A 24475-nucleotide genomic window follows, 5' to 3' on the forward strand; every position below is an offset into this window, starting at 1 on the left:
GTCGGTAGCCTCGCTGCATGAGCAACTTCGTGAGCCCCGACGAACTGAGCGACCTGCGAGAGCAGGGTGCCCCCGTGCGCGTGATCGACGTGCGCTGGCGGCTCGACCGTCCGGACGGCCACGCGGAGTATCTCGAGGGCCACATCCCCGGTGCCGTCTACGTGCCGCTCGACTCCGAGCTCGCGACGCACGGCGAGGCCTCCGAGGGCCGCCACCCGCTGCCGTCGACCGAGACCCTGCAGCGGGCGGTGCGCCGATGGGGTGTGCACGACGGCGATCTGGTCGTCGCCTACGACGATGCGAAGGGCCTCGCCGCTGCGCGGGCGTGGTGGCTGCTGCGCCAGGCGGGCGTCGACGTGCACGTGCTCGAGGGCGGCATCCGCGGATGGATCGCCGCCGGTCACGATGTCGACACGGCCGATGAGTCGCCCGAGGAGGGCACCGCATTGCTCCGCGAGATCGGCGACGACGCCCTGTCGATCGACGAGGCGGCGGCGTTCCCGGCATCCGGGGTGCTGCTCGACGTGCGCGCTCCCGAGCGCTACCGCGGTGAGACCGAGCCCCTCGACCCGATCGCCGGGCACATCCCCGGCGCCGTCAACCTGCCCACGATGCTGCACCTCGACGCCGACGGACGCATCCTCGACGCCGCGACCGTGCGCGCGAACCTGGCCACCGTCGGCATCGCCGAGGGCACCCGCGTCGCGGCGTACTGCGGCTCGGGCGTCACCGCCGCGCACACGGCGCTCGTGCTCGACGAGGTCGGCATCGAGGCGAAGGTCTTCCCCGGTTCGTGGAGCCAGTGGTCGAACACGCCGGGGCGTCCGGTCGCGACGGGCGATCAGCCCGGCTGACCCGACGGATCCGATTCGGGTTCGCGCTCGCCGAAGCCCCAGCGCAGCAGCAGCGCGCCCGGCCCGAACGCGCGGCGCACCTGGTGGATCGATGTGCCCGACTCCAGCGTCACCGGCGTCGCCGTCTGACTCTGCGGAGTGTCGACCTGCTCCTCGAACCAGTCCGGCAGCGCCTCGGGATGGAACCTCGTCCACACCAGCAGTTCGCGGCACTGGCGGGCGACGGCGTGCCCGGTCTCGAGCTGCGGCGGGTACCCCGGCGGATACGACACCGACCACTCGACCATCGCCGTGTTCGGCGCCGTGAGCGGTGCGTCGAGCTCGAACAGCACGCCGTGCACCTCGCCGTTGGGGTGCGAGTAGCGATTCGCGATGCGACCCCCGAAGTCGGCGGCGAACTCCGGCGCGGGAGTGGGGATGCCGGGGGTGAGCTCGAGGAACGGGATCGCCGTGATGGTGCCGATCGTCGACTGCACGATGCTGCGCGTGCGGCTCTGCACGACGTGCCCCTCGATCCCGACGTCCGTCACCGAGTGCGTCGTCAGCTCGCGCGAGGTGTCGGGGTACTCCGCACCGAGCGCCGCGAAGGCCTCCTTCACGGCTTCTTCGATGGCGTGCTCGTCGATCGGGAAGAGGTTCGGTCCGAGCGGCCCCGTTCGCGACGACCGCAGCAGCCCGGTCAGCGCACCGCGGTCGAGGTGCAGGAGCTCCTCGATATCGGCGACCGCGGCCAGCGACTGTGCGCCCTCCGGATGCCGCGCCCCCGAGCGCCAGTAGCTCAACGTCGCCATCGACACCTGGTTGCCGCGGGCGCGCAGACGCTCCTGCACCCACGACAGCGTCACGCGGCGAGCGTTGATCGCATCCCTGAACGCGGCGGGGAAGCCGGGCCCGTTCGAGGGCTTCAGAAAATCTTCACTCTCCATCACAGACCCCCTCCGGTATGTGAAGAACTGCTGTTTAGAGTGAGCTTACGACCGCACGAGGCCACCCCTGGGGACCTGGGTGACGAAGTGGGGTCGACGTGATCGTCTCGACGCAGGCAGGGTGCCCGACCTTGCGGAGGATGATCGGGCGCAGCGATGCCCCCGTGCTGCGTACTCGTGGGGCCCGATGATCGATCTGGGGAGATCCATCGGGCCCCGCGAACAGCCCCGTCCTTCCGCCCCGGCGCCCCCGCGTAGACTGGGAGCACAACCCCGGAGGACTCTGGATCTTCATGTCTGCCCCTTCCCGCACCTTCACCGTGCGCAACGTGCAACTGCTGCGCGCGCTGTTCGCCGCCGTCGCCGCCCTCATGATCACGTTCTCGTCCGATCACTCCGCGGCGGTGGGTCTCTCGGTCTTCAGCGGCTTCGCGATCGCGACGGCCCTCGTGATGCTGCTGTCGGTGTGGTTGGTGTTCCCCGCGGGATCGCGGTGGCCCGCCGTCGTGATCGGCCTGCTCAGCGTTGCGGCCGGCATGGCGACCGGCATCCCCGTGTGGCGCACGAATGACGTCTTCTTCATCGTCGTCGGCGCCTGGGCGCTCGCGACGGGTCTGACCGAACTGCTCGCCGGCATCCGCGCTCGCCGTATCGGCACGGACCCGACGGCTCGTGACTCCATCATCATCGGGTCGTTCGGCATCCTGCTCGCCGTGCTGCTCTGGGTGATACCCGCCGGCTTCACCCACGACTACACGATCAAGGAAGCGGGCACCTTCGAGCTGACCGGCATCATCCTCGGGGTCGGGATGCTCGGCGGCTACGCCGCGCTCGTCGCCGTCTTCCTCGGCATCGCCGGACTCACGCCCCAGAAGGCGGATGCCGTCGCCCCGGCATCCGTTCCCGCCGAGAGCGGAGACGCCCGATGAGCGAAGAGAAGCCCACCCGCCGCGACATCCTGCGGCCGCTGCACCTGCTGGGCATCGCCCTCGCGTGCGGTGTGTTCGCGATGATCGTGACGCTCGTCTCGACCGGTGCCTTCACGGCCCGCGTGAACACCGCGATCGCGAACGGCAGCTACGAAGGCCTCACCCCGGTGATGCTGGGACTGGTCGTCGGCGGCGGTGCGTTCATCGTGACGCTGCTCATGCTGGCGATGCTGATCCTGGCCGTCGACCCGGCCGACGTCACGAAGACGGTCGACCGTCCTGTGCTCTACGACCCCGAGTCCGACGACGGCACTGCCGCGGGCGACGCCCGCACCGACCGCACGGAATAGTCCTGCCGGCGGCGTGCCCGCCTGGCGCGTGTCATAAATCAGGAAAACCGTGGCCGCCGAGTGGGGTGACCCGCGGAATCCCGCGGACCCGCCGATCGCAGTCGACCGATCTTCCTGAATTAGTGCACGCGCGTGCCCGAGCCGAACGCAGAAACGCACCCCGCCCGATGGGCATGGGGTGCGTTTCTGCGTGGCGGAGAGGCGTCAGCGCGCGAGGCGCTCGGCGATTCCCGTGTACGTGGCGGGGGTCAGCGCGAGCAGGCGCTGCTTGGCCGCGTCGCCGATCTCGAGGCCCTGCACGAACTCGGCGAGCTCGGCGCCACCGACGCGGTGTCCGCGGGTGAGCTCCTTGAGCAGGGCGTACGGGTCGGTGATGCTCGAGCGACCGGCGACGACCTCGGCGCGGATGACCGTCTGGATCGCCTCGGCGAGCACCTCCCAGTTCACGTCGAGGTCGGCGAGCAGCACGTCGCGCGACAGCGAGATCTCATTGAGCCCGCGGCGCAGGTTGTCGAGCGCGAGCAGCGAGTGCCCGAACGCGACGCCGATGTTGCGCTGCGTGGTGGAGTCGGTCAGGTCACGCTGCAGGCGGCTCGTGACGAGCGTCTGCGAGAGCGACCCGAGCAGCGCGGCCGAGAGCTCGAGGTTCGCCTCGGCGTTCTCGAAGCGGATCGGGTTGATCTTGTGCGGCATGGTCGACGACCCGGTCGCACCGGCGACGGGGATCTGCGCGAAGTAGCCGAGCGAGATGTACGTCCAGATGTCGGTGGCGAGGTTGTGCAGGATGCCGCCGGCGTGACGCACGCGGTCGTAGAGCTCGACCTGCCAGTCGTGCGACTCGATCTGAGTGGTGAGCACGTTGAAGCCGAGACCGAGGCCCTCGACGTACTCGCGGGCGATGGTCGGCCAGTCGGCGTCGGGGTCGGCCGACAGGTGCGCCGACCACGTGCCGGTCGCGCCCGAGAACTTCGCCAGGTAGTCGGATGCCGCGATCTGGCCGCGCACGCGCTCGAGACGCCACGCGAACACGGCGATCTCCTTGCCCATGGTCGACGGGGTCGCGGGCTGGCCGTGGGTGCGCGAGAGCATCGCGGCGTCGGCGTGCTCGACCGCGAGTTCGCGGAGCTTGGCGATGACGGAGTCGAGGGCGGGGAGCCAGACGCTCTCGACCGCGCGCTTGACGGTGAGCGCGTACGAGACCGAGTTGATGTCCTCGCTCGTGCAGGCGAAGTGCGTCAGCTCGGCGATGGCGTCGAGGCCGAGCGTCGAGAGGCGGTCGCGCACGAGGTACTCGATGGCCTTGACGTCGTGGCGGGTGACCGCCTCTTTCTCGGCGAGCCAGTCGATCTCGGCCTGGCCGAAGTCGCGGTAGAGGGCGCGGAGGCGGTCCTTGTCGGCATCCGACAGGGGGGACGTCTCGAACAGCGAGCGGTCGGTGAGGGCGATGAGCCACTCGACCTCGACCTCGACGCGGGCCCGGTTGAGGCCGGCCTCCGAGAGGAAGTCGGCGAGTCCGGTGACGGCGCCGCGGTAGCGACCGTCGAGGGGGCTCAGGGGCTGCGGCGGAAGCGAAGGCTGGAAAGTCAGGGGAATCCTCCTGATCGGGCCCGTCAGATGCGGGGCGTGCGGGGCTGGCGCAGGGCGGGTTCGAGCTGACGGAACAGCCCGCGAGTCGCCGTCTCGATCATACCGAGCACCGAATCGAACATCTCGGGGCCGGCGTAGTAGGGGTCGGGCACATCATGGGTCGAGGCGTCGGGGTCGAAGCCGAGGAGGAGGGTGACCTTGCCCTCCTGGTCCTCGTCGCGCGCCCACTCGCGCAGGATGCGCTCGTGCGTGCGGTCGAGGGCCACGATGAGGTCGTTCTCGAGGAAGGATGCCGCGGTGAACTGCTTTGCGCGGTGCTGCGATCCGTCGTACCCGCGGCGGGCGAGCGAGTCGATCGTGCGGTGGTCGGCGCGCTCGCCGAGGTGCCAGTCGCCCGTGCCCGCGCTGCGCGAGACGATGCGCGAGCCCAGCCCCTGATGCTCGGCGAGGTCGCGGAAGACGACCTCGGCCATCGGGGATCGGCAGATGTTCCCCGTGCACACGAAGATCACGCGAAAGGGATCCGGGGATGTCACAGAACCATTCTGCCGCTCCCGGGCCGTCGTGCACAGTTCGGGGTCGGACTCATCCTGCACAGCTCGCGATCGAGCGATGCTCTGCACCGCTCGTGCGCCCACGGTGATCGCCGAGTCGTCGCGCGGCGCAGGCTGTGGGCATGTACTCCTCGATCGCCCTCCCGACCACCGATGAGTGGACCCCGTACGACCTGTCGATGTGGCAGCAGGCCGGGGCTCAGCTCCGCGTCGCCCTCGACTTCACGCAGACCGCAGCGGCGACGCTCGATCCGCTCGTCGACGAGACCGAATGGTCGTCCGACGGGCTGCGGTCGCTGCACGAGACGATGGCCGAGCAGCGCGGACTCGTCGCCCTCGAGGTGATGATCCTGGAGTCGACCGAGGCGGAGCAGCGAGCGGTGGGACTCGGATGAGCGACGACCTCGACATCCGTTACGGCGGCGCGATCTCGGTCGACACCGAGGTGCTGCGCGACATCGGCACGCGGTTGGCCGCGGCGGCGGGGTCACTCGCGCAGGGTGCGGCCGCTGCGGGTAACGCCTATGCGCTGCTCATGGGATCGGCCGCCTGCCGTTCGTGGAGCGGCTTCGATGCGCTCGGACGCAGTCGCACCCGACTCGACGAGCTGCGGCTTACGGCCGAGACGACGGCGTCCTCGACGCTGCTCATGGCGGATGCGTACGAGGTGGTCGAGCTGCGCGCGCAGGCGGAGGCGCTCGCCGCGAGCGATGCCGCTGCGGCGGCTGCCTTGAACGCACGGGCCGACGAGATCCTGGATGCCGATCCCCGGGTCCAGGGCCTCGTCACTGCCCTCGTTCTGGACTGGGGCACGCACCGGTTCGACGGACTCGATGCGCAGGTCGGGTTCGGTACGTCGTTCGGTGGACTCTTCGGCGGGATCGGTATGGCGGCGGCCTTGCTCGGCAAGGGGGTGATCCCGAAGGGGACGACGCTGCAGGGCAGGGCGGATGCCGTGCGCGTCACCCCGGTCGCGACGACGACCCCGAAAGCACCGCCGACGTCGCTGCCGGAGGCCCTCCAGCGGTTCCCGAACTCCGGGGGAGCGCAGGTGCGGGTGGAGAAGTACACGATGCCCGATGGGACGAACCGCTTCGTCGCGTATGTGAAGGGCACCCAGTCGCTCCTCAGCGGGGGGAAGGAGCCGTGGGACATGAAGTCCAACGTCGAGCTCTACTCGAAACAGAAGTCGGCCTCCTACCAAGCGACGCTCGACGCATTGAAGGCATCGGGCGCGAAACCGGGTGACCGGGTCGATGTCGTCGGGCACTCGCAGGGAGGGGCGATCGCCTCGCATCTCGCGATGGACGACGTCTACGACGTCGGTGTGGAGATCACCGCGGGAAGCCCGGTCGAGCCGACGCTCGACGACGACCAGACGCTCGTGCAGTTGCGGCACACCGACGATGTCGTGTCTTCCCTGGCCGGCGGCGGATCCCCCGGCGGGACCGGTTCTCCCGACAGCTTCACCGCGGAGCGCGTCGGCGATCCGGTCGAGGGTCTGCAGGATCTCACGCTCGAACCGCACATGCTCGATACCTACGTCGAGACCGCCGAGATGGTCGAGGAGTCGGGTGACCCGCGGGTCGACGGGCTCGACGGCCTGTGGAACGAACTCGGTCAGGCGGCCTCGGTCACGTCGACCGACTATCGGGCCGAGCGCGTGCTGCCCGAGGACGTGGTGGCACCGGGCGGGTCGCCCGCACCGGCACCGGTCATCGGAGACGAGTGGTGGCGACGGAAGGACGTGCTGTGACCTCAGTCGCGGCGGCGCTGCTTCTTCGCCTGCGGGCGCAGGATGAAGCCGAAGATGCCGTTGATGATCGAGATGATCAGCGCGGCGACGACGCCCCACCAGAAGTGGCCGACCGTGAGCCCCCAGCCGAAGCCGCTCGTGATCCAGGCGGTCAGCCACAGCAGGAAGCCGTTGATGACGAACCCGATGAGCCCGAGGGTGAGGATGTACAGCGGGAACGCGACGATCTTCACGACGGTGCCGATGATCGTGTTCACGAGCGCGAAGATCGCGGCGACCGCGAGCAGCGTGAGCACGAGCTGCAGCGTCTCGCCCGGAGGGAACGCGATGATGCTCACCTGCAGCGCGGGGATCAGCGTCACGACCCACAGGGCGAACGCGTTGACGACGACTCGGATGATGAAGCGCATGGTCCGCCCAGTCTTCCACGCGGGAGTGGTGATTGTCAGGAGGACTCGTCCGCTGCGCTTCCCTCGAGCACTCGTAGACTCGTCCTCGTGACCGACCCGATCCTTCCCCGCATCCGCCCCGCCATCGCCGCGCTCGCGCCGTACCGCCAGGGCAAGCAGGCGGGACCCGATGCGTTCAAGCTGTCGAGCAACGAGAACCCCTTCGACCCGCTGCCGTCGGTGGTCGAGGCGATGCAGCACATCACGCCGATCAACCGTTACCCCGACGCCACGGCGCTGCGGCTGCGCGAGCGCCTCGGTGCGCGGTACGGCGTCGAGCCCGACCAGGTGCACGTCGCCGCGGGCAGCGTGTCGATCCTGCATCAGCTGATCCTCGCCACGGCATCCGTCGACGACGAGGTCATCTACGCGTGGCGGTCGTTCGAGGCGTACCCGAGCCTGCCGCTCATCTCCGGAGCGACCGGAGTGCCGGTCCCGCTCACCGCCGACGCGCGTCACGACCTCGACGCGATGGCGAATGCCGTCACCGACCGCACCCGGGCGATCATCGTCTGCACGCCCAACAACCCGACCGGTCCGATCATCACGAGCGGCGAGTTCGCGGCCTTCGTCGAGCGGGTACCCGCCGACGTCCTGATCATTCTCGACGAGGCATACGCCGAGTTCGTCACCGCGCCCGATGCTGTCGACGGTCTCGCCGAGCGCATCTTCGACCGGCACCCGAACGTCGTCGTCCTGCGCACCTTCTCGAAGGCGTACGGACTCGCCGGCCTCCGCATCGGCTACGCGATCGGCCACGAGAAGGTGCTCGATTCGGCCCGCGTCACCGGCGTACCCCTCTCCGTGACGGCTGCGGCGGAGAACGCGGCCATCGCGAGCCTCGACGCCGAAGCCGAGCTGCTCGAACGCGTCACCGAGATCGTCGCCCGCCGCACCCGCCTCGTCGCCGGGCTCCGCGCCCAGGGCTGGAAGGTGCCCGACTCCCAGGGCAACTTCGTCTGGCTGCCCGCCGGCGACCGCACCGACGAGGTCGCCGCGGCTTTCGTCGCCGGCGACATCGTCGTGCGCCCGTTCTCGGGCGACGGCATCCGCATATCCGTCGGAGAGCATGAATCGGTGGACAAGGTCCTACAGGTTTCTGAATCCGTTGTGCGGACTCTCCAGCCCTAGGCACCGTTCCTCGGATAGCGTGGAACGGTGAGCTCGTCAGAGAACGAAATCGTCCGCGTCCTCGAGGCAGACGGCCGATTCGCCCCTACCCCCGCTGCGGAGCGGTACCTGTCGCTGATCGAATCGATCAGCGATGCCGAACTCGAGCAGTTCTACCGCGACATGGTCGTCATCCGCGCCATCGACACCCAGGCCACCAACCTGCAGCGACAGGGGCAGCTGGCGCTCTGGCCGCCGAGCCGCGGCCAGGAGGCGGCGCAGGTCGGCTCGGGTCGAGCGGCCCGTGCGCAGGACACCATCTTCCCGTCGTACCGAGAGCACGTCGTCACCCGCATCCGTGGCGTCGACCCGCTCGACATCATCAAGCTGATGCGCGGTGTCTCGCACGGCGGCTGGGATCCCGCCGATCCCAAGAACGGCAACACCCGGCTCTACACCCTCGTGCTCGGGTCGCAGGCACTGCACGCCACGGGCTATGCGATGGGCCTGGCGTTCGACGGCCGCTCCGGCAGCGGTGACGTCGACCGCGACGAAGCGGTCATCGTCTACTACGGCGACGGCGCCTCCAGCCAGGGCGACGTGCACGAGGCGATGGTCTTCGCCGCCAGCTACCAGTCGCCGACGGTCTTCTTCCTGCAGAACAACCACTGGGCGATCTCGGTGCCGGTATCGACGCAGTCGCGCGTTCCGCTCGTGCAGCGCAGCGCCGGCTACGGCATCCCCAGCGTCCGCGTCGACGGCAACGACGTGCTCGCGAGCTACGCCGTCTCGCGCACCGCGCTCGACGAGGCGCGCACCGGCCAGGGGCCGCGCGCGATCGAGGCGGTCACCTACCGCCTGGGCGCGCACACCACCAGCGACGACCCCACCAAGTACCGCGGGAACGACGAAGAGGAATCGTGGGCGCAGCGCGACCCGATCACCCGCATGCGCGCGTTCCTCGAGAACCGGGGAGCGGCGGCATCCTTCTTCGCCGACGTCGACGCCGAAGGCGCGGATGCCGCGGAAGACCTCCGCGCCCGCACGGTCGAACTCGGCCCGCCGCCGGTCAGCCGGATGTTCGACCACGTCTACAGCGAGGCGCACCCGCTGATCGCCGAGCAGAAGGCGTGGCTCGCGAAGTACGAAGCGTCGTTCGAAGGAGGAGCGCAGTGACCCTCGAGACGATGCCGTTCAGCAAGGCTCTGAACGCCGGTCTGCGCAAGGCCATGGAAGACGACGCCAAGGTCCTGCTCATGGGCGAGGACATCGGCAAGCTCGGCGGTGTGTTCCGCGTGACCGAGCACCTGCAGCGCGACTTCGGCGACAAGCGCGTGCTCGACACCCCGCTCGCCGAGTCGGGCATCGTCGGCACCGCGATCGGACTCGCCATGGCCGGGTTCCGCCCGGTGGTCGAGATCCAGTTCGACGGCTTCGTGTTCCCGGCCTTCGACCAGATCACCACGCAGCTCGCCAAACTCACCAACCGGCACGAGGGCTCGTTGAGCATGCCGATCGTGATCCGCATCCCCTACGGCGGGCACATCGGCGCGGTCGAGCACCACCAGGAGAGCCCCGAGGCGTATTTCGCGCACACCCCGGGCCTGCGGGTCGTGTCGCCCTCGACGCCGAACGACGCCTATTGGATGATCCAGGAGGCGATCGCCTCGAACGATCCCGTGATCTTCATGGAGCCCAAGAGCCGCTACTGGCCCAAGGGCGAGGTCGAGCTCGAGGCATCCGCCGCCCCGCTGCACTCCTCGCGGGTCGTGCGTGCGGGCTCCGACGTCACCCTCGTCGGACACGGCGCGATGGTCACGACGCTGCTGCAGGCGGCTGCGCTGGCCGAGTCGGAGGGCACGAGCTGCGAGGTCGTCGATCTGCGCTCGATCTCGCCGATCGACTACGCGCCGATCCTCGACTCGGTGCGCAAGACCGGACGCATGGTCTACGCGCAGGAGGCCCAGGGCTTCGGCAGCATCGGCAGCGAGGTCGCCGCGACCGTCATGGAGCGCGCGTTCTACGCTCTCGAGGCGCCGGTGCTGCGGGTGTCGGGCTTCGACACCCCGTTCCCGCCCGCCAAGCTCGAGGGCGCCTACCTCCCGGATGCCGACCGCATCCTCGAGGCCGTCGACCGTTCACTCGCCTACTGAGACGTTCCGAAAGGACCGCAGATGAGCACGCAGAACTTCACCCTTCCCGATGTCGGCGAGGGCCTCACCGAGGCCGAGATCGTCACGTGGAAGGTCGCGCCCGGCGACACGGTCGCGATCAACGACGTCATCTGCGAGATCGAGACGGCCAAGTCGCTCGTCGAGCTGCCCTCGCCCCATGCCGGAACGGTCGGCGAGCTGCTCGTCGCCGAGGGCGCCACGGTCGAGGTCGGCACCCCGATCATCACCTTCGTGCAGGCGGATGCCGCGGCTCCGGCCGCTCCGGCCCCGGCAGCTGCCGCGCCCGCCGCGGAAGAGGGCGGCGGATCCGTTCTCGTCGGCTACGGCAGTGGGGGAGGAGCGACCTCGCGTCGCAAGCGCCCCGCCGAGCGCCCGGTGCGCTCGTCGGTGGGCGTCATCGCGAAGCCCCCGATCCGCAAGCTCGCCCGCGACCTCGGCGTCGACCTCACCACGGTCACCCCGAGCGGCGCCGACGGCGAGGTCACCCGTGACGACGTCATGAAGCTCGCCTCGCAGGCGAGCGTGTTCCGAAACATCGAGACCCCGGAGTGGGGTGCCGTGCGCGAGGAGACCGTGCCCGCACCGCAGAACGCCCCGGTGGGTCTCGCCCGCGGTGTCGCGCCGGTCGCGGCATCCGTGTCGGTGTCGGATGCCGAGCGCACCGAGTCGATCCCGGTGAAGGGCGTGCGCAAGGCGACCTCCTCGGCGATGGTGCAGAGCGCCTACTCGGCCCCGCACGTCACCGTGTGGAAGGACGTCGACGCAACGCGCACGATGGAGCTCGTTAAGCGCCTCAAAGCTGCGCCCGAGTACGCCGACATCAAGGTGTCGCCGCTGCTGATCGTGGCGCGCGCCGTGATCTGGGCGCTGCGTCGCACCCCGATGATCAACGCGGCCTGGATCGAGACCGAGAACGGTGCCGAGATCGCGGTGCGCCACTACGTGAACCTCGGTATCGCGGCTGCGACTCCTCGCGGCCTGCTCGTGCCGAACATCAAGGACGCGCAGGACCTCGGCATGAAGGACCTCGCCCGCGCCCTGAACCGCCTCACCCTCACGGCCCGCGACGGCAAGACCTCGCCCGCCGACCAGCAGGGCGGCACCTTCACGATCACCAACATCGGTGTATTCGGGATGGATGCCGGCACCCCGATCATCAACCCCGGTCAGGCGGGCATCCTCGCCATGGGCACGATCAGCCAGAAGCCCTGGGTCGTCGACGGCGAGGTGCGCCCGCGCTGGGTGACCACGGTCGCCGGATCCTTCGACCACCGCGTGGTCGACGGCGACGCCATGAGCCGCTTCATCGCCGACGTCGCATCGGTGCTCGAGGAGCCCGCGCTGCTCGTCGACTGACGGGTGGCCCCGGTGAAGGTGCTTTTTCGCCAATCGAAGTCGAACCAACTCGGCGAAGTTGATCAACAACTACGTAGTTGATCCCGGTGTTAACAGGGATCCCGGGTTGGGAGGCTGTGAGATGGCACGTAAGGAAGTGCGAGCTACCCCCGCGATGCTCTCTCCGCAGTGGCCGAGCCAACCGTCGTCTGATCCGGCCGGTGAGGCTGCTCGTCGGTTCACGCTGAACTTGCAGGTGGCCATCGGCGAAAAGTCTGTTCTCCTCGTCGCTCGGGATGCTGGTCTTGGTGAAGGTACGATCTGAAAGATCCTGCTGGAGGAGCCGTGGCCGGACCTCCGCACGATATGGAAACTGGAGTCGGCCCTCGAGTCTCATCTCTACACCCGGAGCTAGCTGTCGTTCGATTGCGGGAAGAGGAACGGGTCGGTTCGGTCGGTACCTTCGCGCTCAAGCTCGCTGGCGTTCGGTCAGCTGAGTCTGCTCCAGGTAATCGCTGGCTCGAAGCGCTTCAATGTCGCGAACGGCTGGTGTTCGCGGAGTGTGCCTTGGGCACATATGAACCAGGCGAACACGAGGACGTAAGACGTGAGGAGCGCGATGCTGAGGGAGAGGGAAGATGCTGAGGAGTGAGTAGTCCTGCGCTGAGACGAAGGTGAAGCTCAGGGCGGTCGCGGCGAGGATCACGGATGTCCCGAGCGGCACGACGACGGTCATGAAGGTCTGCCAGCCGATAAGGAACACGCTTCCGTAGGCGAGGTTCGCCTCGCTTCGGCGAAGTCCTTCATCAGTCACGCTCAGGCGAGCGTCAACTCTGCGAAGAACTCTCTCGTGGGCAATCCGCGACTCAGCCACGCCGGCCCTGAAGCCGATCGACCCCAGGGGGCCTTGAGGTGGAGATCGGCTCCGATGTCGGTGGTTGACAGTAGCGTCTAAGAGTCAGTGCACACCACTTGCTGAGTCCCTGGGGAGGAACCATGACTGTCGACCTTGCTGCTTTGATGGAGACGATTGCCGATGACATCGACGAGGAACTGAGTTCCACTCCTGATGTAGTGGTGAAGAGCCCGGAGAGCTTCGATGTGACGAAGTTGCCTATCAATAAACGCGAGTGGCATCGCCTAGATGATGTCGTCGCCGTTGCTGTCGACTTGAAGGGGTCGTCAAAGATGAGCACGGGCAAGCATGCGGCTTCGACGGCAAGCATCTACGAAGCGTCGACCGACAATGCGGTTCGTGTGCTTCATGACTTCGACGCGGACTTCATCCAGATTCAAGGTGACGGAGCGTTCGGTCTCTTCTGGGGAGAGTCGCGTTACGAGCGAGCGATCTGTGCAGCCATCACTGTGAAAACATTCAGCGAATACTTGACGCACAAGATCCAGGACAAGTGGCCGGACGCGCCCGCCACGGGATACAAGGTTGGGGTTGCTAGCGGCAGGGTGCTGGCCAAGAGAATTGGGACACCGCGCAACCCCGCGGAGCAGGAACCCATCTGGTCGGGAAAGCCCGTGAACTACGCAGTGAAGGCAGCACAGACTGCCGACGCCGGTGAGCTGATAGTGACGGGCGACGTGTGGGACGAGATCGAAGACAACGACTATCTGACCGCTTCCTGCGGCCACAGCGGCGAGGAATCGTCGGAGGTCGCCGATCTGTGGGAGAACATCGTCATCGAGAACGTGCCAGACGACGCCCGCGACGGGCGGGTTTTGCGCTCAGTGTGGTGCAATAAGTGCGGCGTCGAGTTCTGCAATGCCATCCTCTCGGGCGAGACCTCTCGCGAGGAGGCGAAAGCGGTGGCTGAGAACTCACGGCAGTCCGCCCTGCTCGCTGACGGGCTGAAGAAGGTGCGTGAGAAGCGGAGGAAGTTGCGAGCGGCGCACCTCACCGGTCTGCGCCGGCGGTGAGCTCTTCGGCCTTCTCCCAAGGCGCGGGGAGTCTCGTCGCTAGAGCGATTCGACCCATCCCTCCATGTCCTTCTTGACGAGGTCACCGACGTACACATTGCCATGACTGGCTAGCCATGTGAGGCTCAGCAGTGTCGCGTCCGCCTCTGGCAGGTTGCCGTAGATGTCACTCCCCACGTAGATCGGCTTGTTGTAGCCTCGGCCTGCTTCGTGGGCAAGGTGTGCTGCACTGTTCACGACGTCGCCCATGTACACGACGTCGTTGATCCCGCTACCGCTGAATCCGGCTTTTATCATCAGCGTTCGGCCGTAGTCGACCCCGATGCCGATCTCCAGCGGCTCGATGTCCGACTTGGCGTAGTGGTGGTTGAGCAGCTTCAATAGCGTGTTCGCAGTGCAAGCGGCCTCAAAGACGTTCCTAATGTCCGGCTTGTACGGGGTGTTGTACACGGCCCACACGCAGTCGCCCACGATGTTGACCTCACGGACGCATGACACGGAGTTCAACACCGCGACCATCTCCGAGATGAACGCCCGGTATATCTTGGCCAGTGTCGGGCGCGTGTACTTCGTTGTGAGGGCGGAGGATCCACGGATGTCGATGAAGATCGCGGAGCTCTTGCCGTAGAATCCATTGGTGAAAGTGAGCTTGTCACGGTCCGGTAGCGAATTGGTTTGCTCGAAGGTCCCCGAAGGCTGGCCGAGAATCGCTTTGATCCGCTCCGAGCTCGAGACGTAGTCGAAGGGCTTGAAATTGCCGTCCACGACGACTCCTAACCGTTGGAGGCTCCGATGAGGACAGCAACCGCCGTGACGGCCGCACCCGCGAGAAGCGCGGTACGTATCGCCCACTTCACCCAGAAGTTCTTCGTCGTGGCGATCCCCGCGTTCGTATGAATTTGGTCTGAGAGGTCCCTGGTGAGCTCGACCGGGTCCGCGGTGAGCGCACGCATCACGTCGCTGTATTGGTGACGCTTGTCCTTGAAACCCTTGGTGATGCTGCCGTAGAAGAGACGATTCACGACATCGTCGACCTCTACCTCTTGATCCACGCTGTTTTTCTTCTTCTTTCGCTTCTCCGTGAACCGAGGCGTGAGTGTCCAGCCACACAATGCGCCGGCGGCGACCAGGAACACGCAGGCGAGGACGACCAACGCGTCGAACCAGAACGTTCGGTGCTGAAAGTCCTTCACGAGATTGAAAGTCATCGTGCCGAGCACGCCTGTGAACGCAAGCGTCACCGCGGCCTTGGCGTCGGCGTGACGGATCCACTCATTGACGAGAGCCAGGGCTTTCCACGCATGCTCCGGGTTGGGGTCAGGCGCCGCTTTGACCTGCGGCTCGGGTACAGCCACTACTGCTGCGACCACGTCGGGTGTCTCCGTCGCGCCGTCCGTCGCAAACACTGCATCGGAGGTCTGGGTCGTTGACCGTCGCCTGAAGGCGTCCAGAGGGTTACGCACGCCGCCAGGCTATACGGCGCCGGGGGTTGGCGCGTAGCTAGTCGGCGCGGACTTCGAGCTTCGGCCGAGGGTGCGGGGGAGCGCGCTGCAAAGCTCGTGCCTCTGGAGGGAGGTCGCGCGGTATCAAGTTCTTCGCGCTAAGCCCCCGTATTTGAAAACCGCACACGTGAGAACTGCGCTAGTCCGGGCAGATCAATGACGGGGCAGACCTCGCGTCCCGTCGTTATGCACCGATCTCGTGGAGAGAAATCCCAAGGTTCGCCGACCGCTTCTATGGCCCCAGATCCAGTGTTTCCGGGGATGCTGCACCGGATCACATAGTTTGACGATCCCGGCAGGACAGGCCCTTCAGCGAATTCAATGTTTGTTTGGATCAATGTGATGGATCCGGATCACGATAAGAACGGTCCAATAACTGATAGGTGGCCCCGGTGACGACGGGGGACCCTCACGTCGTCACCGGCCCCGGCTCAGCCCGGTAGCTCCATGCGCACGGTTGTGCCGTCGAGGACGAAGGCGACGGCCACCGGGCGCTGAGTGACGTTCTCGGGGAGCGTGAAGACGTGCGTGGTCATCGCCATGTCGGCCGTGCACGGGTTGTTCGACGAGTACCGGAAATCGACCGTGACCGTGCCGGGGTCGTCAGCCGACACCGAGGCCGCGACGAGGGGGCAGCTCGAACTGCCGAACGTCACGATCCCGAAGGATTCCTCGCCGTCGACCCATCCCGCGACGGGCTCTGCGGCGATGAGATGGGGTTGAGGCCCGCTCCAGTCGTCGGGGAGGCCGGGGACGACCTCGTCAGCGGCGGACTGATTCATTCCGCAGCCGGTGAGGAGCAGGGCGCCGCCGGCCAGAAGTCCCACCAGCACGCGTCTCATGGAACCATCCTGGCGGCGGCGGATCGCAGTGACAAGGCGGACGGGGCGTAGCCGAGCCGATCGTCCCTAGCCCTGTGGCAGCGTCGCGAGCGTGGCGGTCGTTCCGGTGGCGGGATCCCAGCGCCGCACGCTCGTAGCGCGGCTGTGAACATCGCCACCGATGCAGCCGAGCGCGGTCTCGAGATCGGCGAGGCGCAGTCGGCGGGCGAGGGTGACGTGCGGGGTCCACTCGCCCGGGGCGGTGTGCGGGGCATCCTCTCCCGGGCCGATCGCGGTGTGGACAGTCGCGTGAAAACGCTGCAGTTCTGCGGTGGGCAGGACGCTGCGGACGAGCACGCGACGCTCACCGGTGCCGAAGAGCACCGGGGCACCGAGCGTGATCGGGAGCGCGGGGAGATCCGTGAAGACGCCCGCGTCGAGCGGCGGCAGCTCCGTCCGAGCGGCCAGGGTGATGTGCGGTCGATTGCTCGCCGAGGTGTGTCCGGCGAGGCTCGACAGACCGAGCGCGGCGAGAGCGTCCCACTCGGCTCGCACCGAGTCTTCGGCAGCGGCGTCGAGGAGCAGCTCGATCGTCGACGGGGATCTCCGGGCCTCGCTTTCTTGCATGACCCGATTATCCCGCCGGGGGAGGCATACGCCTCCGAATGTCGTGGCTCGGATTTATACTTCGCTGAACTATAAGCCCGAGCCACGAGGAGCCGCATGAACCAGCCGAGCCCCTACACCCCGGGTGAAGTCGCACGAGCTGTCCCCGGTCGTTCGGCCCAGATCCGCTGGTACACGGAGCGGGCCGAGGATGTTGCGATGTTGGGTCGCTTCGTCCCGCGTGTGCGCGTGGACCACGCGGCGCGAGGTATCGGCAAGACGAGTCTGCTGCGCGAGGGTGAACGGATCTTCCGGCAGAAGGGGGCGGCGACCGTCTGGGCGACAGTAAATCAGGATGAACCGCTGCTCCCGACGCTCGTCGCCCAGCTGCGGTCCCTCCTCCCGCTTCCGCAGCAGAAAACCGCCGAGTTGATCGATGCCATCGACAGCGTGACGGTGTCCCTCGGCGGTGGGCCGGCGAAAGCATCCATCACGATGAAGCCCGACGTCGCCGCGGCATCGGCGAGCGGGGTGTTCACGCGGGTTCTCAAGGCTGTTGCCGACTCGGTCGGTGGAGTAGCCATCCTGATCGATGAGATCCAGTCAGCGGACAAGCCGAGCTTGAGAGCACTGGCCAACGCGTGGCAGGAGCTTCAGAGCGACCCGCAGCAGCCCGCCGCCGGACTGTTCATGGCTGGGCTCCCTGGTTCTGTCGACCACATCATTTCCGCGGCCACGTTCGCGGAGCGATTCGACTTTCAACCGCTCCTCGGAATCGACACGCAAGGATCGACGGAAGCGCTACTTCGTCCGGCGCAGGATCTGAAGGTCATCTGGGCGGAAGACGCTCTGACGAAGGCTGTCGAGAACTCCAATGGCTATCCGCATAAGGTGCAGCTCATGGGTGAGGCAGCATGGGAGGCGGCGAGCAGCCCATCTGAGGGCGCAAGGATCACCAAAGAGCACATCGAGCAAGCCATTCCGGTCGTGGAACGCAAGATGCGAGCGATCTTCGCCGCAAGATGGCGGTCAGCCTCGACGAAGCAACGCGAGTTGATGATCGCGATGGCCGAACTCGGCGGAGACGATGTCAGGCGGGACGAACTAGCGAATCGTCTGGGTTTGTCGACGACGGCGATATCCGTACCCCGAGATCGACTCCTGCAGAAAGGGCTCATCGACGCTCACCAGCACGGCCGGCTCTCCTTCACGCTGCCGGGATTCACAGAGTACGTGCTCGAGGAGCGCTAGACGTCGGAAACGGATGCCGCGGCGCTACGCGAGCACCGACAGACGTTGCTCCGCGAGAAGCGGCACCGAGCTCTCGCGCGCCGCACGGCGGGCGGTCGCGACGGCGCCGACCGACACGACCTCGGCGCCGAGCTCGGAGGCGAGCACGAGGGGCGCGGGAAGGTGCAGCTCCGCGGGCAGCAGGCGGCGGGCGACCTCGAGCACGGGTTCGATGCTCTCGGCCACGGCGCCGCACACGATCACGCGGGCCGGGTCGTACATGCTGCCGAGCACGCCGACGATGCGGGCGACGACGGCGCCGACGTGCTCGGTGACGAGCAGGGCATCGGGGTCGCCCGACGCGGCGAGCGTGAGCACGAGGCGCGGGTCGATGCGCTCTTCCGCCACGAGCCGCCCCAATGCCGACGACGGCGCCACGGTGCCCGAGGCGACGGCATCCCGTGCCGCATCCTGCACCGAGTAGGGGAGGCCGACGGCCGAGCCGACGCCCATGATGTGGTCGAACACGACGCCCTCGCCGACGCCGCCGTGGGCGCCGTGCAGCACGTGCCCGTCGACGACCACGCCGCCGCCGTAGCGTTCGCTCGCGATCAGGGCGACGTAGTCGCGGCATCCGATCGCCCCGCCGACCGCGCCCTCGGCGATCGCCGCGAGCTGTGCGTCGTTCTTGACGTGCACGACCGGCGCCCAGCCGCGCAGCGCCTCGGCGAGCCTGGGGTTCGTGCGCTCCCAGAAGCCGTCGGGGTGCGGGGGAGAGATGCCGTTGCGATCGACGGGGGCGGCGACGCCGGCGCAGACGGCCAGCACCTGTTCCCGCGTCACTCCGGCCTCGTCGAGAGCGGCGCCCAGGCGTTCGATGATCAGCGCGCGACGATCGGCGGCGGGCTGCGTCTGCGACACCTCGACGCGATGGTGCACGAGATTCCGGTCGAGCAGGTCGGCGACGGTGACGGAGAGGTGCGTGTCGCCCGCGTCGATCCCGACGACGACGCCGAGGTCGGGGGAGAGGGCGAAGCGCCGGGCGGGTCGGCCGGAGCGATAGCTGCCGGCCACGCGGGCGTTCGGCAGTTCGCGCAGCACGTCGGCGCCGACGAGCGTGTCGATCGCATCGATGGCCGTGGAGCGGGTCAGCGAGGTCGCAGCCATGACGTCGGTGGCGGTGAACTCGCCCGCGCTCCAGGCGAAGTCGAGCACGGCGCCGACGCTGGCACGCCCCGTGCCGAGCCCCGCGGTGATGTCTGCCACGCTCTTGCCTTCCTGTCGTCTGAATGAGAGAGTACCTTCCAGCGGAGTAAATTCGCTCATTAGATTTAGTTATCGGATCTAAAAACCGGAAGGACGACGGTGTCTGGAGAACGAACACGCGCGTTGCGGCTGATCGCCGGGGGCCTCGGCCTCACACTGATCGGTGCCGCCCTCACGAGCTGCGCAGCCGGCTCGGGAGCGGAGACCATCCGCTTCACCTTCAGCAAGCGCGAAGCGATCGAGTTCATGACCGAACGCGTCGCCGAGTACAACGCCTCGCAGGACGACGTGAAGGTCGAGATCGACACCTCCGGCGTCGACGTCGTCTCGGCCAGCTTCGTGCGCGGCAACCCGCCCGACATCATGCTCGGCAACTACAACTACGAGATCGCCCGGTTCGTGCAGCGCTGCGCGCTCACCGATCTTTCCGGCACCGACGCCGCGGCCACCATCCGCGACGACCTCCAGCCGCTCATGGACCAGTACGGCTCCTGCGAGGGTCGCACGAGCGCCCTGCCGTATTCGGTGATGGCGGCATCCGTCATCTACAACAAGGAGATCTTCGAGGCCCAGGGCCTCGAGGTCCCGACCACCTGGGACGAGCTCATCGCCGTCTGCGATCAGCTCAAGGCCGCGGGCATCGACCCGTTCTACGGCACCTTCAAGGACGACTGGACCGTCGGTCAGGGCTGGTACGACTACACCGCCGGCGGATCGGTCGACGTGATCGACTTCTTCGACGCGCTCGCCGAAGAAGGCACCGAGGTCGGGCCCGACGCCCCGGTCTCGTTCGAGAAGGACTTCGCCGAGCCCATGGATCGCATGATGCAGCTCGCCGAGAACTACACCAACGCGGATGCCGCGAGCAGGGCGTACGGCGACGGCAATCTCGCCTTCGCGAAGGGCGAGGCGGCCATGTACCTGCAGGGGCCGTGGGCGTTCAGCGAGATCGCGAAGACCGCACCCGACCTGCAGCTCGGAACGTTCCCGCTGCCGATGACCGATGACCCGGACGACCTCGAGGTGCGCGTCAACATGGACCTCGCGGCGATGATCCCCGAGGGGTCGCGCCACCAGGAGGCCGCCCGTGACTTCCTCGAGTTCCTGTATCAGCCCGAGAACATCGAGGAGTACAACGCCTCGCAGCTCGGCTTCACCCCGACGACGGATGCCCCGGCCCCCGACGACCCGCGCATCGAGGGGATGATCGAGTACTACGACGAGGGCAAGATCTACCAGGGCCCCTCGGTGCTCGTGCCCAAGACCCTGCCGATCTTCAACTACGCGCAGGCGATGGTGCTGGGCGCTTCGACGCAGAACACGCTGCGCACCATGGACGCGGACTGGGCGCGCATCGCGTTCCGCGCCCCGATCCCGTCGACTCAGGACAACGCCTCGGCAGAGGAGCCGGCATCATGACCATCACTCCGACGATTCCGACCGACACCACGGCGGTCATCACGGGCGGCAAGCGCGGCATCCGTCCTCGCACCCGCCGGGTCGAGCCGATCTACTACCTGTTCCTGCTGCCGACGCTCGTGATCTTCACCCTCGCGATCACGGTGCCAGGGGTGATGGGCATCTTCTTCAGCTTCACCGACTCGATCGGCATCGGCGAGTGGAGCTTCAACGGCTTCACGAACTACATCGCCATGTTCAGCGACCCGGCGATCCTGCAGAGCTACCTCTTCACGTTCGGGTTCTCGATCGCCACGGTCATCGTGGTCAATGTGGTCGCGTTCCTGCTCGCGGTCGGGCTCACCTCCCGCATCCGCTTCAAGACGGGGCTCCGCACGATCTTCGTGATCCCGATGGTGATCTCGGGCATCATCATCGCGTACGTCTTCAACTTCCTGTTCTCGAACTCGATCCCCGCCGCGGGGGCGGCCACCGGCATCCCGTGGCTGCAGACGAGCCTGCTCGCCAACCCCGACCTGGCCTGGGTGGCGATCGTCATCGTCACCGCGTGGCAGGCCGTGCCCGGCACGCTGCTGATCTACATCGCCGGCCTGCTCTCGGTGCCCGGCGAGGTCTACGAGGCGGCGAGCATCGACGGCGCGAGCAAGACGCAGCAGCTCACCCGCATCACGCTCCCGCTCGTCATGGGCTACGTCGTGATCAACGTCATCCTCGGGTTCAAGGGCTTCCTGAACGCCTACGACATCATCGTCGGCCTCACCAACGGCGGCCCCGGAACCTCCACCCGCAGCGTCGCGATGACGATCATCGCGGGCTTCAACGGCGGCGACTACGCCTATCAGATGGCCAACGCGACCATCTTCTTCATCGTCGCCGTGCTCATCTCCCTCCTCCAGCTGTCGCTGACGCGCGGAAGGAACGCACTCTGATGTCGACGCAGACGATCACCACACAGGTCGCGGGCAAGAAGCCCCGCGTGCGCATGGAACGGGTCAACTGGTCGGGCACGATCATCCTGATCCTGTGCGCGGTCACCGTTCTCCTCCCGCTGTACGTCACCGTCTCGATGGCGTTCAAGACCACGGGCCAGGCGGTCGACGGCAACGCGTTCTCGCTGCCGGCGCCGTTCAGCATCGACGGGTTCGTCGAGGCGTGGAACCTCACGAAGTTCCCGGTCGGCGCGGGCATCTCCCTGCTCGTCACGGCGGGCACCGTGATCGCGACCATCGTGCTCGCGGCCTTCGCCTCGTACGCGATCGTGCGCAACTGGGACCGCCGCCTCTTCCGTTACTCGTTCTTCTACCTGCTCGCGGCGATGTTCATCCCGTTCCCGGTCGTCGCCCTGCCGCAGATCCAGCTCACCGGTCGCTTCGGGCTCGACAACCCGTTCGGCGTGATCATCCTCGCGACGATGTTCCAGCTGAGCTTCAGCGTGCTGCTGTTCACGGCGTTCCTGCGGTCGATCCCGATCGAGCTCGAGGAGAGCGCCCGCATCGACGGCGCCACCACGTGGCAGACGTTCTGGAAGCTGATCTTCCCGCTGCTCGCCCCCATGAGCGCCACGGTCGGCATCTTCGCCTTCCTCTACGCCTGGAACGACTTCATGATGCCGTCGCTCATCATCTCCGACCCGGCGCTGCAGACGCTGCCGGTGCGGCAGAACCTGTTCCAGACCCAGTTCAGCAACAACTACAACGTGTCGTTCGCCTCGTACCTGATGGCGATGGCCCCCGCGATCCTGGCCTACCTGTTCACGCAGCGCTTCGTCATGGAGGGCGTCACGCAGGGCGCCGTCAAGGGCTGACACGAGAACCACCGCAAGAAACGAAGGAGCACTCCCCGATATGACCGATTCGCTTCTCACCGAGACCCGCGAAGACGACAAGACGGCAGCGTGGTGGCGGCAGGCCGCCGTCTACCAGATCTACCCCCGCAGCTTCGCCGACGCCAACGGCGACGGGCTCGGCGACATCCCCGGCATCCTGTCGCGCGTCGACTACCTGTCGGCGCTCGGCATCGATGCGGTCTGGCTGAGCCCGTTCTACCCGTCCGAGCTCGCCGACGGCGGCTACGACGTCGCCGACTACCGCGACGTCGACCCGCGACTGGGCACCCTCGCCGACTTCGACGCGATGGTCGAGGCACTGCACGCCCGCGGCATCCACGTCATCGTCGACATCGTGCCGAACCACTCGTCGGATCAGCACGCGTGGTTCCAGGAGGCGCTCGCCGCGGGCCGCGGTTCGGCCGCGCGCGAGCGGTACATCTTCCGCGAGGGCACGGGGCCCGACGGCGCCGAGCCGCCCACCGACTGGGTCTCGGTGTTCGGCGGGTCGGCGTGGGAGCGGGTCGAGGACGGCCAGTGGTACTTCCACAACTTCGCCACCGAGCAGCCCGACTTCAACTGGGATCACCCGGAGGTGCGTGCGGACTTCCTGAAGACCCTGCGCTTCTGGTCGGACCGCGGGGTCGACGGCTTCCGCATCGACGTCGCGCACATGCTCACCAAGGACCTCAGCGAGCCGCTGCCCTCTCGCGCCGAGCTCGACGCGATGGACCGATCCTCGGGCTCGCACCCGCTGATCGACCGCGACGACGTGCACGAGATCTACGCGGAGTGGCGGCAGGTCTTCAACTCGTACGACCCGCCGCGCACCGCGGTCGCCGAGGCATGGGTCGATACACCCGAACGCCGCGCCCGTTACGCCTCCGCCGAGGGGCTCGGGCAGGCGTTCAACTTCGACCTGCTCGAGGCCGACTTCGACGCCGCGCAGTTCCGCGAGATCGTCGACGAGAACCTCGCACAGGCCCGGCAGAGCGGGTCGTCGACGACGTGGGTGCTCTCGAATCACGACGTCACCCGCCACGCCACCCGTTACGGCCTCGCACCGCTGCAGGGTCGTGCGGTGAAGCAGGGCACGGAGTGGGTCGCGGCCGGCGGCCCCTCCGAGCTGCTCGATCGCGAGCGCGGTCTGCGTCGCGCGACGGCCGCGTCGCTGCTGCTCTTCGGCCTGCCCGGCAGCGCCTACCTGTACCAGGGCGAGGAACTCGGGTTGCACGAGGTCGCCGAGATCTCGCCCGAGCAGCGACAGGACCCGGCGTTCTTCCGCGGGGCGGAGTTCGACGGACTGGGTCGGGACGGATGCCGCGTGCCGCTGCCGTGGAGCGCCGATGGCGTCTCGTTCGGGTTCGGGGCGGCCGCCGCGCACCTGCCCCAGCCGGAGTGGTTCGCTGATCACGCGGTGGATGCCGAGGCATCCGATCCGGCGTCGACGCTGTCGCTGTACCGTGAGGCGCTGCGCCTGCGGCATCCGCTGCAGACGGGTGAGACGCTGGAGTGGGTCGAGACCGGTCGCGCCGACGTGCTGCGCTTCGCGCGTCCGAACGGATGGCAGATCGTCATGAACTTCGGCACCGAACCGTTCGATCTGGGAGCGGATGCCGCGGACGTCGTGCTCACGAGCATCCCGCTCGAGGGCTCGTCGCTTCCGGGCGAGGCCACGGTCTGGATCGCCTCGGCGGCGCTGCTCGCCTGACACCCGTCCGGCCGCGTCGAGACCCATCACCGCCGTCGAGACCCATCACCCCGCACGTCGCGGGTGGTGGGTCTCGACGCGAGTGATGGGTCTCGACGGTGGGGAGGAAGCACGTCTGCGGACGCCGATTTGATAATGGTTC

25 protein-coding genes are annotated in these 24475 nt (G+C 67.5%); 15 read left to right on the forward strand and 10 right to left on the reverse strand.

Annotation, left to right across the window (positions count from 1 at the left end; all coding sequences use genetic code 11):
* Window positions 1–17 precede the first annotated feature (17 nt).
* A complete protein-coding gene (locus KZC52_RS11550; protein ID WP_247624187.1) occupies window positions 18–854 on the forward strand; it encodes a sulfurtransferase in 837 nt (278 codons plus the stop codon).
* Here KZC52_RS11550 and KZC52_RS11555 read toward each other — a convergent pair.
* Window positions 842–1699: a hypothetical protein gene (locus KZC52_RS11555; RefSeq protein WP_247624188.1), complete on the reverse strand. Its 858-nt coding sequence runs from the start codon at window positions 1697–1699 to the stop codon at window positions 842–844. The genes KZC52_RS11550 and KZC52_RS11555 overlap by 13 nt on opposite strands.
* A gap of 374 nt (window positions 1700–2073) precedes the next feature.
* On the opposite strand from KZC52_RS11555, the gene KZC52_RS11560 reads away from it, so the two are divergent.
* A complete protein-coding gene (locus KZC52_RS11560) occupies window positions 2074–2709 on the forward strand; it encodes an acyl-CoA synthetase (protein ID WP_247624189.1) in 636 nt (211 codons plus the stop codon).
* A complete protein-coding gene (locus tag KZC52_RS11565) occupies window positions 2706–3059 on the forward strand; it encodes a hypothetical protein (protein WP_247624190.1) in 354 nt (117 codons plus the stop codon). Before KZC52_RS11560 ends, KZC52_RS11565 begins: the two co-directional genes overlap by 4 nt.
* A 204-nt stretch (window positions 3060–3263) precedes the next feature.
* On the opposite strand, the gene purB is transcribed toward KZC52_RS11565, so the two are convergent.
* Window positions 3264–4646 (reverse strand): adenylosuccinate lyase, encoded by a 1383-nt coding sequence (purB, locus tag KZC52_RS11570; RefSeq protein WP_247624755.1) that lies wholly within the window; start codon window positions 4644–4646, stop codon window positions 3264–3266.
* Window positions 4647–4669: 23 nt separating this feature from the next.
* Entirely contained in the window at window positions 4670–5119 is a 450-nt protein-coding gene (locus KZC52_RS11575; protein ID WP_247624191.1) for a low molecular weight protein-tyrosine-phosphatase, read from the reverse strand.
* Between the two features lie 203 nt (window positions 5120–5322).
* Between KZC52_RS11575 and KZC52_RS11580 the strand changes: the two genes are divergently transcribed.
* Together KZC52_RS11580 and KZC52_RS11585 are read left to right on the forward strand one after the other, a co-directional pair.
* Complete coding sequence (locus tag KZC52_RS11580) at window positions 5323–5595, forward strand: hypothetical protein (RefSeq protein ID WP_247624192.1); 273 nt, start codon at window positions 5323–5325, stop codon at window positions 5593–5595.
* Complete coding sequence (locus KZC52_RS11585; protein ID WP_247624193.1) at window positions 5592–6956, forward strand: Mbeg1-like protein; 1365 nt, start codon at window positions 5592–5594, stop codon at window positions 6954–6956. The genes KZC52_RS11580 and KZC52_RS11585 overlap by 4 nt, the downstream gene beginning before the upstream one ends.
* 2 nt (window positions 6957–6958) lie before the next feature.
* Here KZC52_RS11585 and KZC52_RS11590 read toward each other — a convergent pair whose 3' ends face one another.
* The gene (locus KZC52_RS11590; protein WP_247624194.1) at window positions 6959–7366 is read right to left on the reverse strand and encodes a phage holin family protein; all 408 of its coding nucleotides are present in this window, start codon (window positions 7364–7366) and stop codon (window positions 6959–6961) included.
* A gap of 87 nt (window positions 7367–7453) precedes the next feature.
* On the opposite strand from KZC52_RS11590, the gene KZC52_RS11595 reads away from it, so the two are divergent.
* From KZC52_RS11595 to KZC52_RS11610, 4 genes are read left to right on the forward strand one after another with little or no spacing between them, the layout of a single operon-like run.
* Window positions 7454–8536 carry a histidinol-phosphate transaminase gene (locus KZC52_RS11595; RefSeq protein ID WP_247624195.1) on the forward strand — a complete coding sequence of 361 codons (1083 nt, stop codon included), beginning with the start codon at window positions 7454–7456 and terminating at the stop codon, window positions 8534–8536.
* Between the two features lie 27 nt (window positions 8537–8563).
* Entirely contained in the window at window positions 8564–9691 is a 1128-nt protein-coding gene (locus KZC52_RS11600; RefSeq protein ID WP_247624196.1) for a thiamine pyrophosphate-dependent dehydrogenase E1 component subunit alpha, read from the forward strand.
* Window positions 9692–9702: 11 nt separating this feature from the next.
* Window positions 9703–10668 (forward strand): alpha-ketoacid dehydrogenase subunit beta, encoded by a 966-nt coding sequence (locus KZC52_RS11605; protein WP_247624756.1) that lies wholly within the window; start codon window positions 9703–9705, stop codon window positions 10666–10668.
* 21 nt (window positions 10669–10689) lie between these two features.
* The gene (locus KZC52_RS11610) at window positions 10690–12045 is read left to right on the forward strand and encodes a dihydrolipoamide acetyltransferase family protein (protein WP_247624197.1); all 1356 of its coding nucleotides are present in this window, start codon (window positions 10690–10692) and stop codon (window positions 12043–12045) included.
* Window positions 12046–12493: 448 nt separating this feature from the next.
* Here KZC52_RS11610 and KZC52_RS11615 read toward each other — a convergent pair whose 3' ends face one another.
* Entirely contained in the window at window positions 12494–12838 is a 345-nt protein-coding gene (locus KZC52_RS11615) for a hypothetical protein (protein WP_247624198.1), read from the reverse strand.
* A 182-nt stretch (window positions 12839–13020) separates the two neighbouring features.
* Between KZC52_RS11615 and KZC52_RS11620 the strand changes: the two genes are divergently transcribed.
* Window positions 13021–13953, forward strand: a complete 933-nt coding sequence (locus KZC52_RS11620) for a nucleotidyl cyclase domain-containing protein (RefSeq protein WP_247624199.1) — start codon at window positions 13021–13023, stop codon at window positions 13951–13953.
* Window positions 13954–13992: 39 nt separating this feature from the next.
* Here the strand turns inward: KZC52_RS11620 and KZC52_RS11625 are convergent, their stop codons facing one another.
* From KZC52_RS11625 to KZC52_RS11640, 4 genes are all read right to left on the reverse strand, one after another.
* The gene (locus KZC52_RS11625) at window positions 13993–14718 is read right to left on the reverse strand and encodes an adenylate/guanylate cyclase domain-containing protein (protein WP_247624200.1); all 726 of its coding nucleotides are present in this window, start codon (window positions 14716–14718) and stop codon (window positions 13993–13995) included.
* An 8-nt stretch (window positions 14719–14726) separates the two neighbouring features.
* Window positions 14727–15416, reverse strand: coding sequence for a Pycsar system effector family protein (locus KZC52_RS17585; RefSeq protein ID WP_247624201.1), 690 nt, complete (start codon window positions 15414–15416; stop codon window positions 14727–14729).
* A gap of 470 nt (window positions 15417–15886) precedes the next feature.
* On the reverse strand, window positions 15887–16297 hold the full coding sequence (locus tag KZC52_RS11635; RefSeq protein ID WP_247624202.1) for a hypothetical protein: 411 nt from the start codon (window positions 16295–16297) through the stop codon (window positions 15887–15889).
* Window positions 16298–16363: 66 nt separating this feature from the next.
* The gene (locus KZC52_RS11640) at window positions 16364–16903 is read right to left on the reverse strand and encodes a 2'-5' RNA ligase family protein (protein ID WP_247624203.1); all 540 of its coding nucleotides are present in this window, start codon (window positions 16901–16903) and stop codon (window positions 16364–16366) included.
* A gap of 96 nt (window positions 16904–16999) precedes the next feature.
* Between KZC52_RS11640 and KZC52_RS11645 the strand changes: the two genes are divergently transcribed.
* On the forward strand, window positions 17000–18133 hold the full coding sequence (locus KZC52_RS11645) for an ATP-binding protein (protein ID WP_247624204.1): 1134 nt from the start codon (window positions 17000–17002) through the stop codon (window positions 18131–18133).
* Window positions 18134–18157: 24 nt separating this feature from the next.
* Here KZC52_RS11645 and KZC52_RS11650 read toward each other — a convergent pair whose 3' ends face one another.
* Window positions 18158–19378: an ROK family protein gene (locus KZC52_RS11650; protein WP_247624205.1), complete on the reverse strand. Its 1221-nt coding sequence runs from the start codon at window positions 19376–19378 to the stop codon at window positions 18158–18160.
* Between the two features lie 99 nt (window positions 19379–19477).
* On the opposite strand from KZC52_RS11650, the gene KZC52_RS11655 reads away from it, so the two are divergent.
* The 4 genes from KZC52_RS11655 to KZC52_RS11670 are packed head-to-tail and all read left to right on the forward strand — an operon-like array spanning window position 19478 to window position 24333.
* The gene (locus tag KZC52_RS11655; protein ID WP_247624206.1) at window positions 19478–20797 is read left to right on the forward strand and encodes an ABC transporter substrate-binding protein; all 1320 of its coding nucleotides are present in this window, start codon (window positions 19478–19480) and stop codon (window positions 20795–20797) included.
* Window positions 20794–21726, forward strand: coding sequence for a carbohydrate ABC transporter permease (locus KZC52_RS11660; protein WP_247624207.1), 933 nt, complete (start codon window positions 20794–20796; stop codon window positions 21724–21726). Before KZC52_RS11655 ends, KZC52_RS11660 begins: the two co-directional genes overlap by 4 nt.
* Entirely contained in the window at window positions 21726–22601 is an 876-nt protein-coding gene (locus KZC52_RS11665; RefSeq protein WP_247624208.1) for a carbohydrate ABC transporter permease, read from the forward strand. Before KZC52_RS11660 ends, KZC52_RS11665 begins: the two co-directional genes overlap by 1 nt.
* 40 nt (window positions 22602–22641) lie before the next feature.
* Window positions 22642–24333: a glycoside hydrolase family 13 protein gene (locus KZC52_RS11670; protein ID WP_247624209.1), complete on the forward strand. Its 1692-nt coding sequence runs from the start codon at window positions 22642–22644 to the stop codon at window positions 24331–24333.
* The last annotated feature ends 142 nt before the right edge of the window (window positions 24334–24475 follow it).

Source organism: Microbacterium galbinum (assembly GCF_023091225.1).
GTDB lineage: Bacteria > Actinomycetota > Actinomycetes > Actinomycetales > Microbacteriaceae > Microbacterium > Microbacterium galbinum.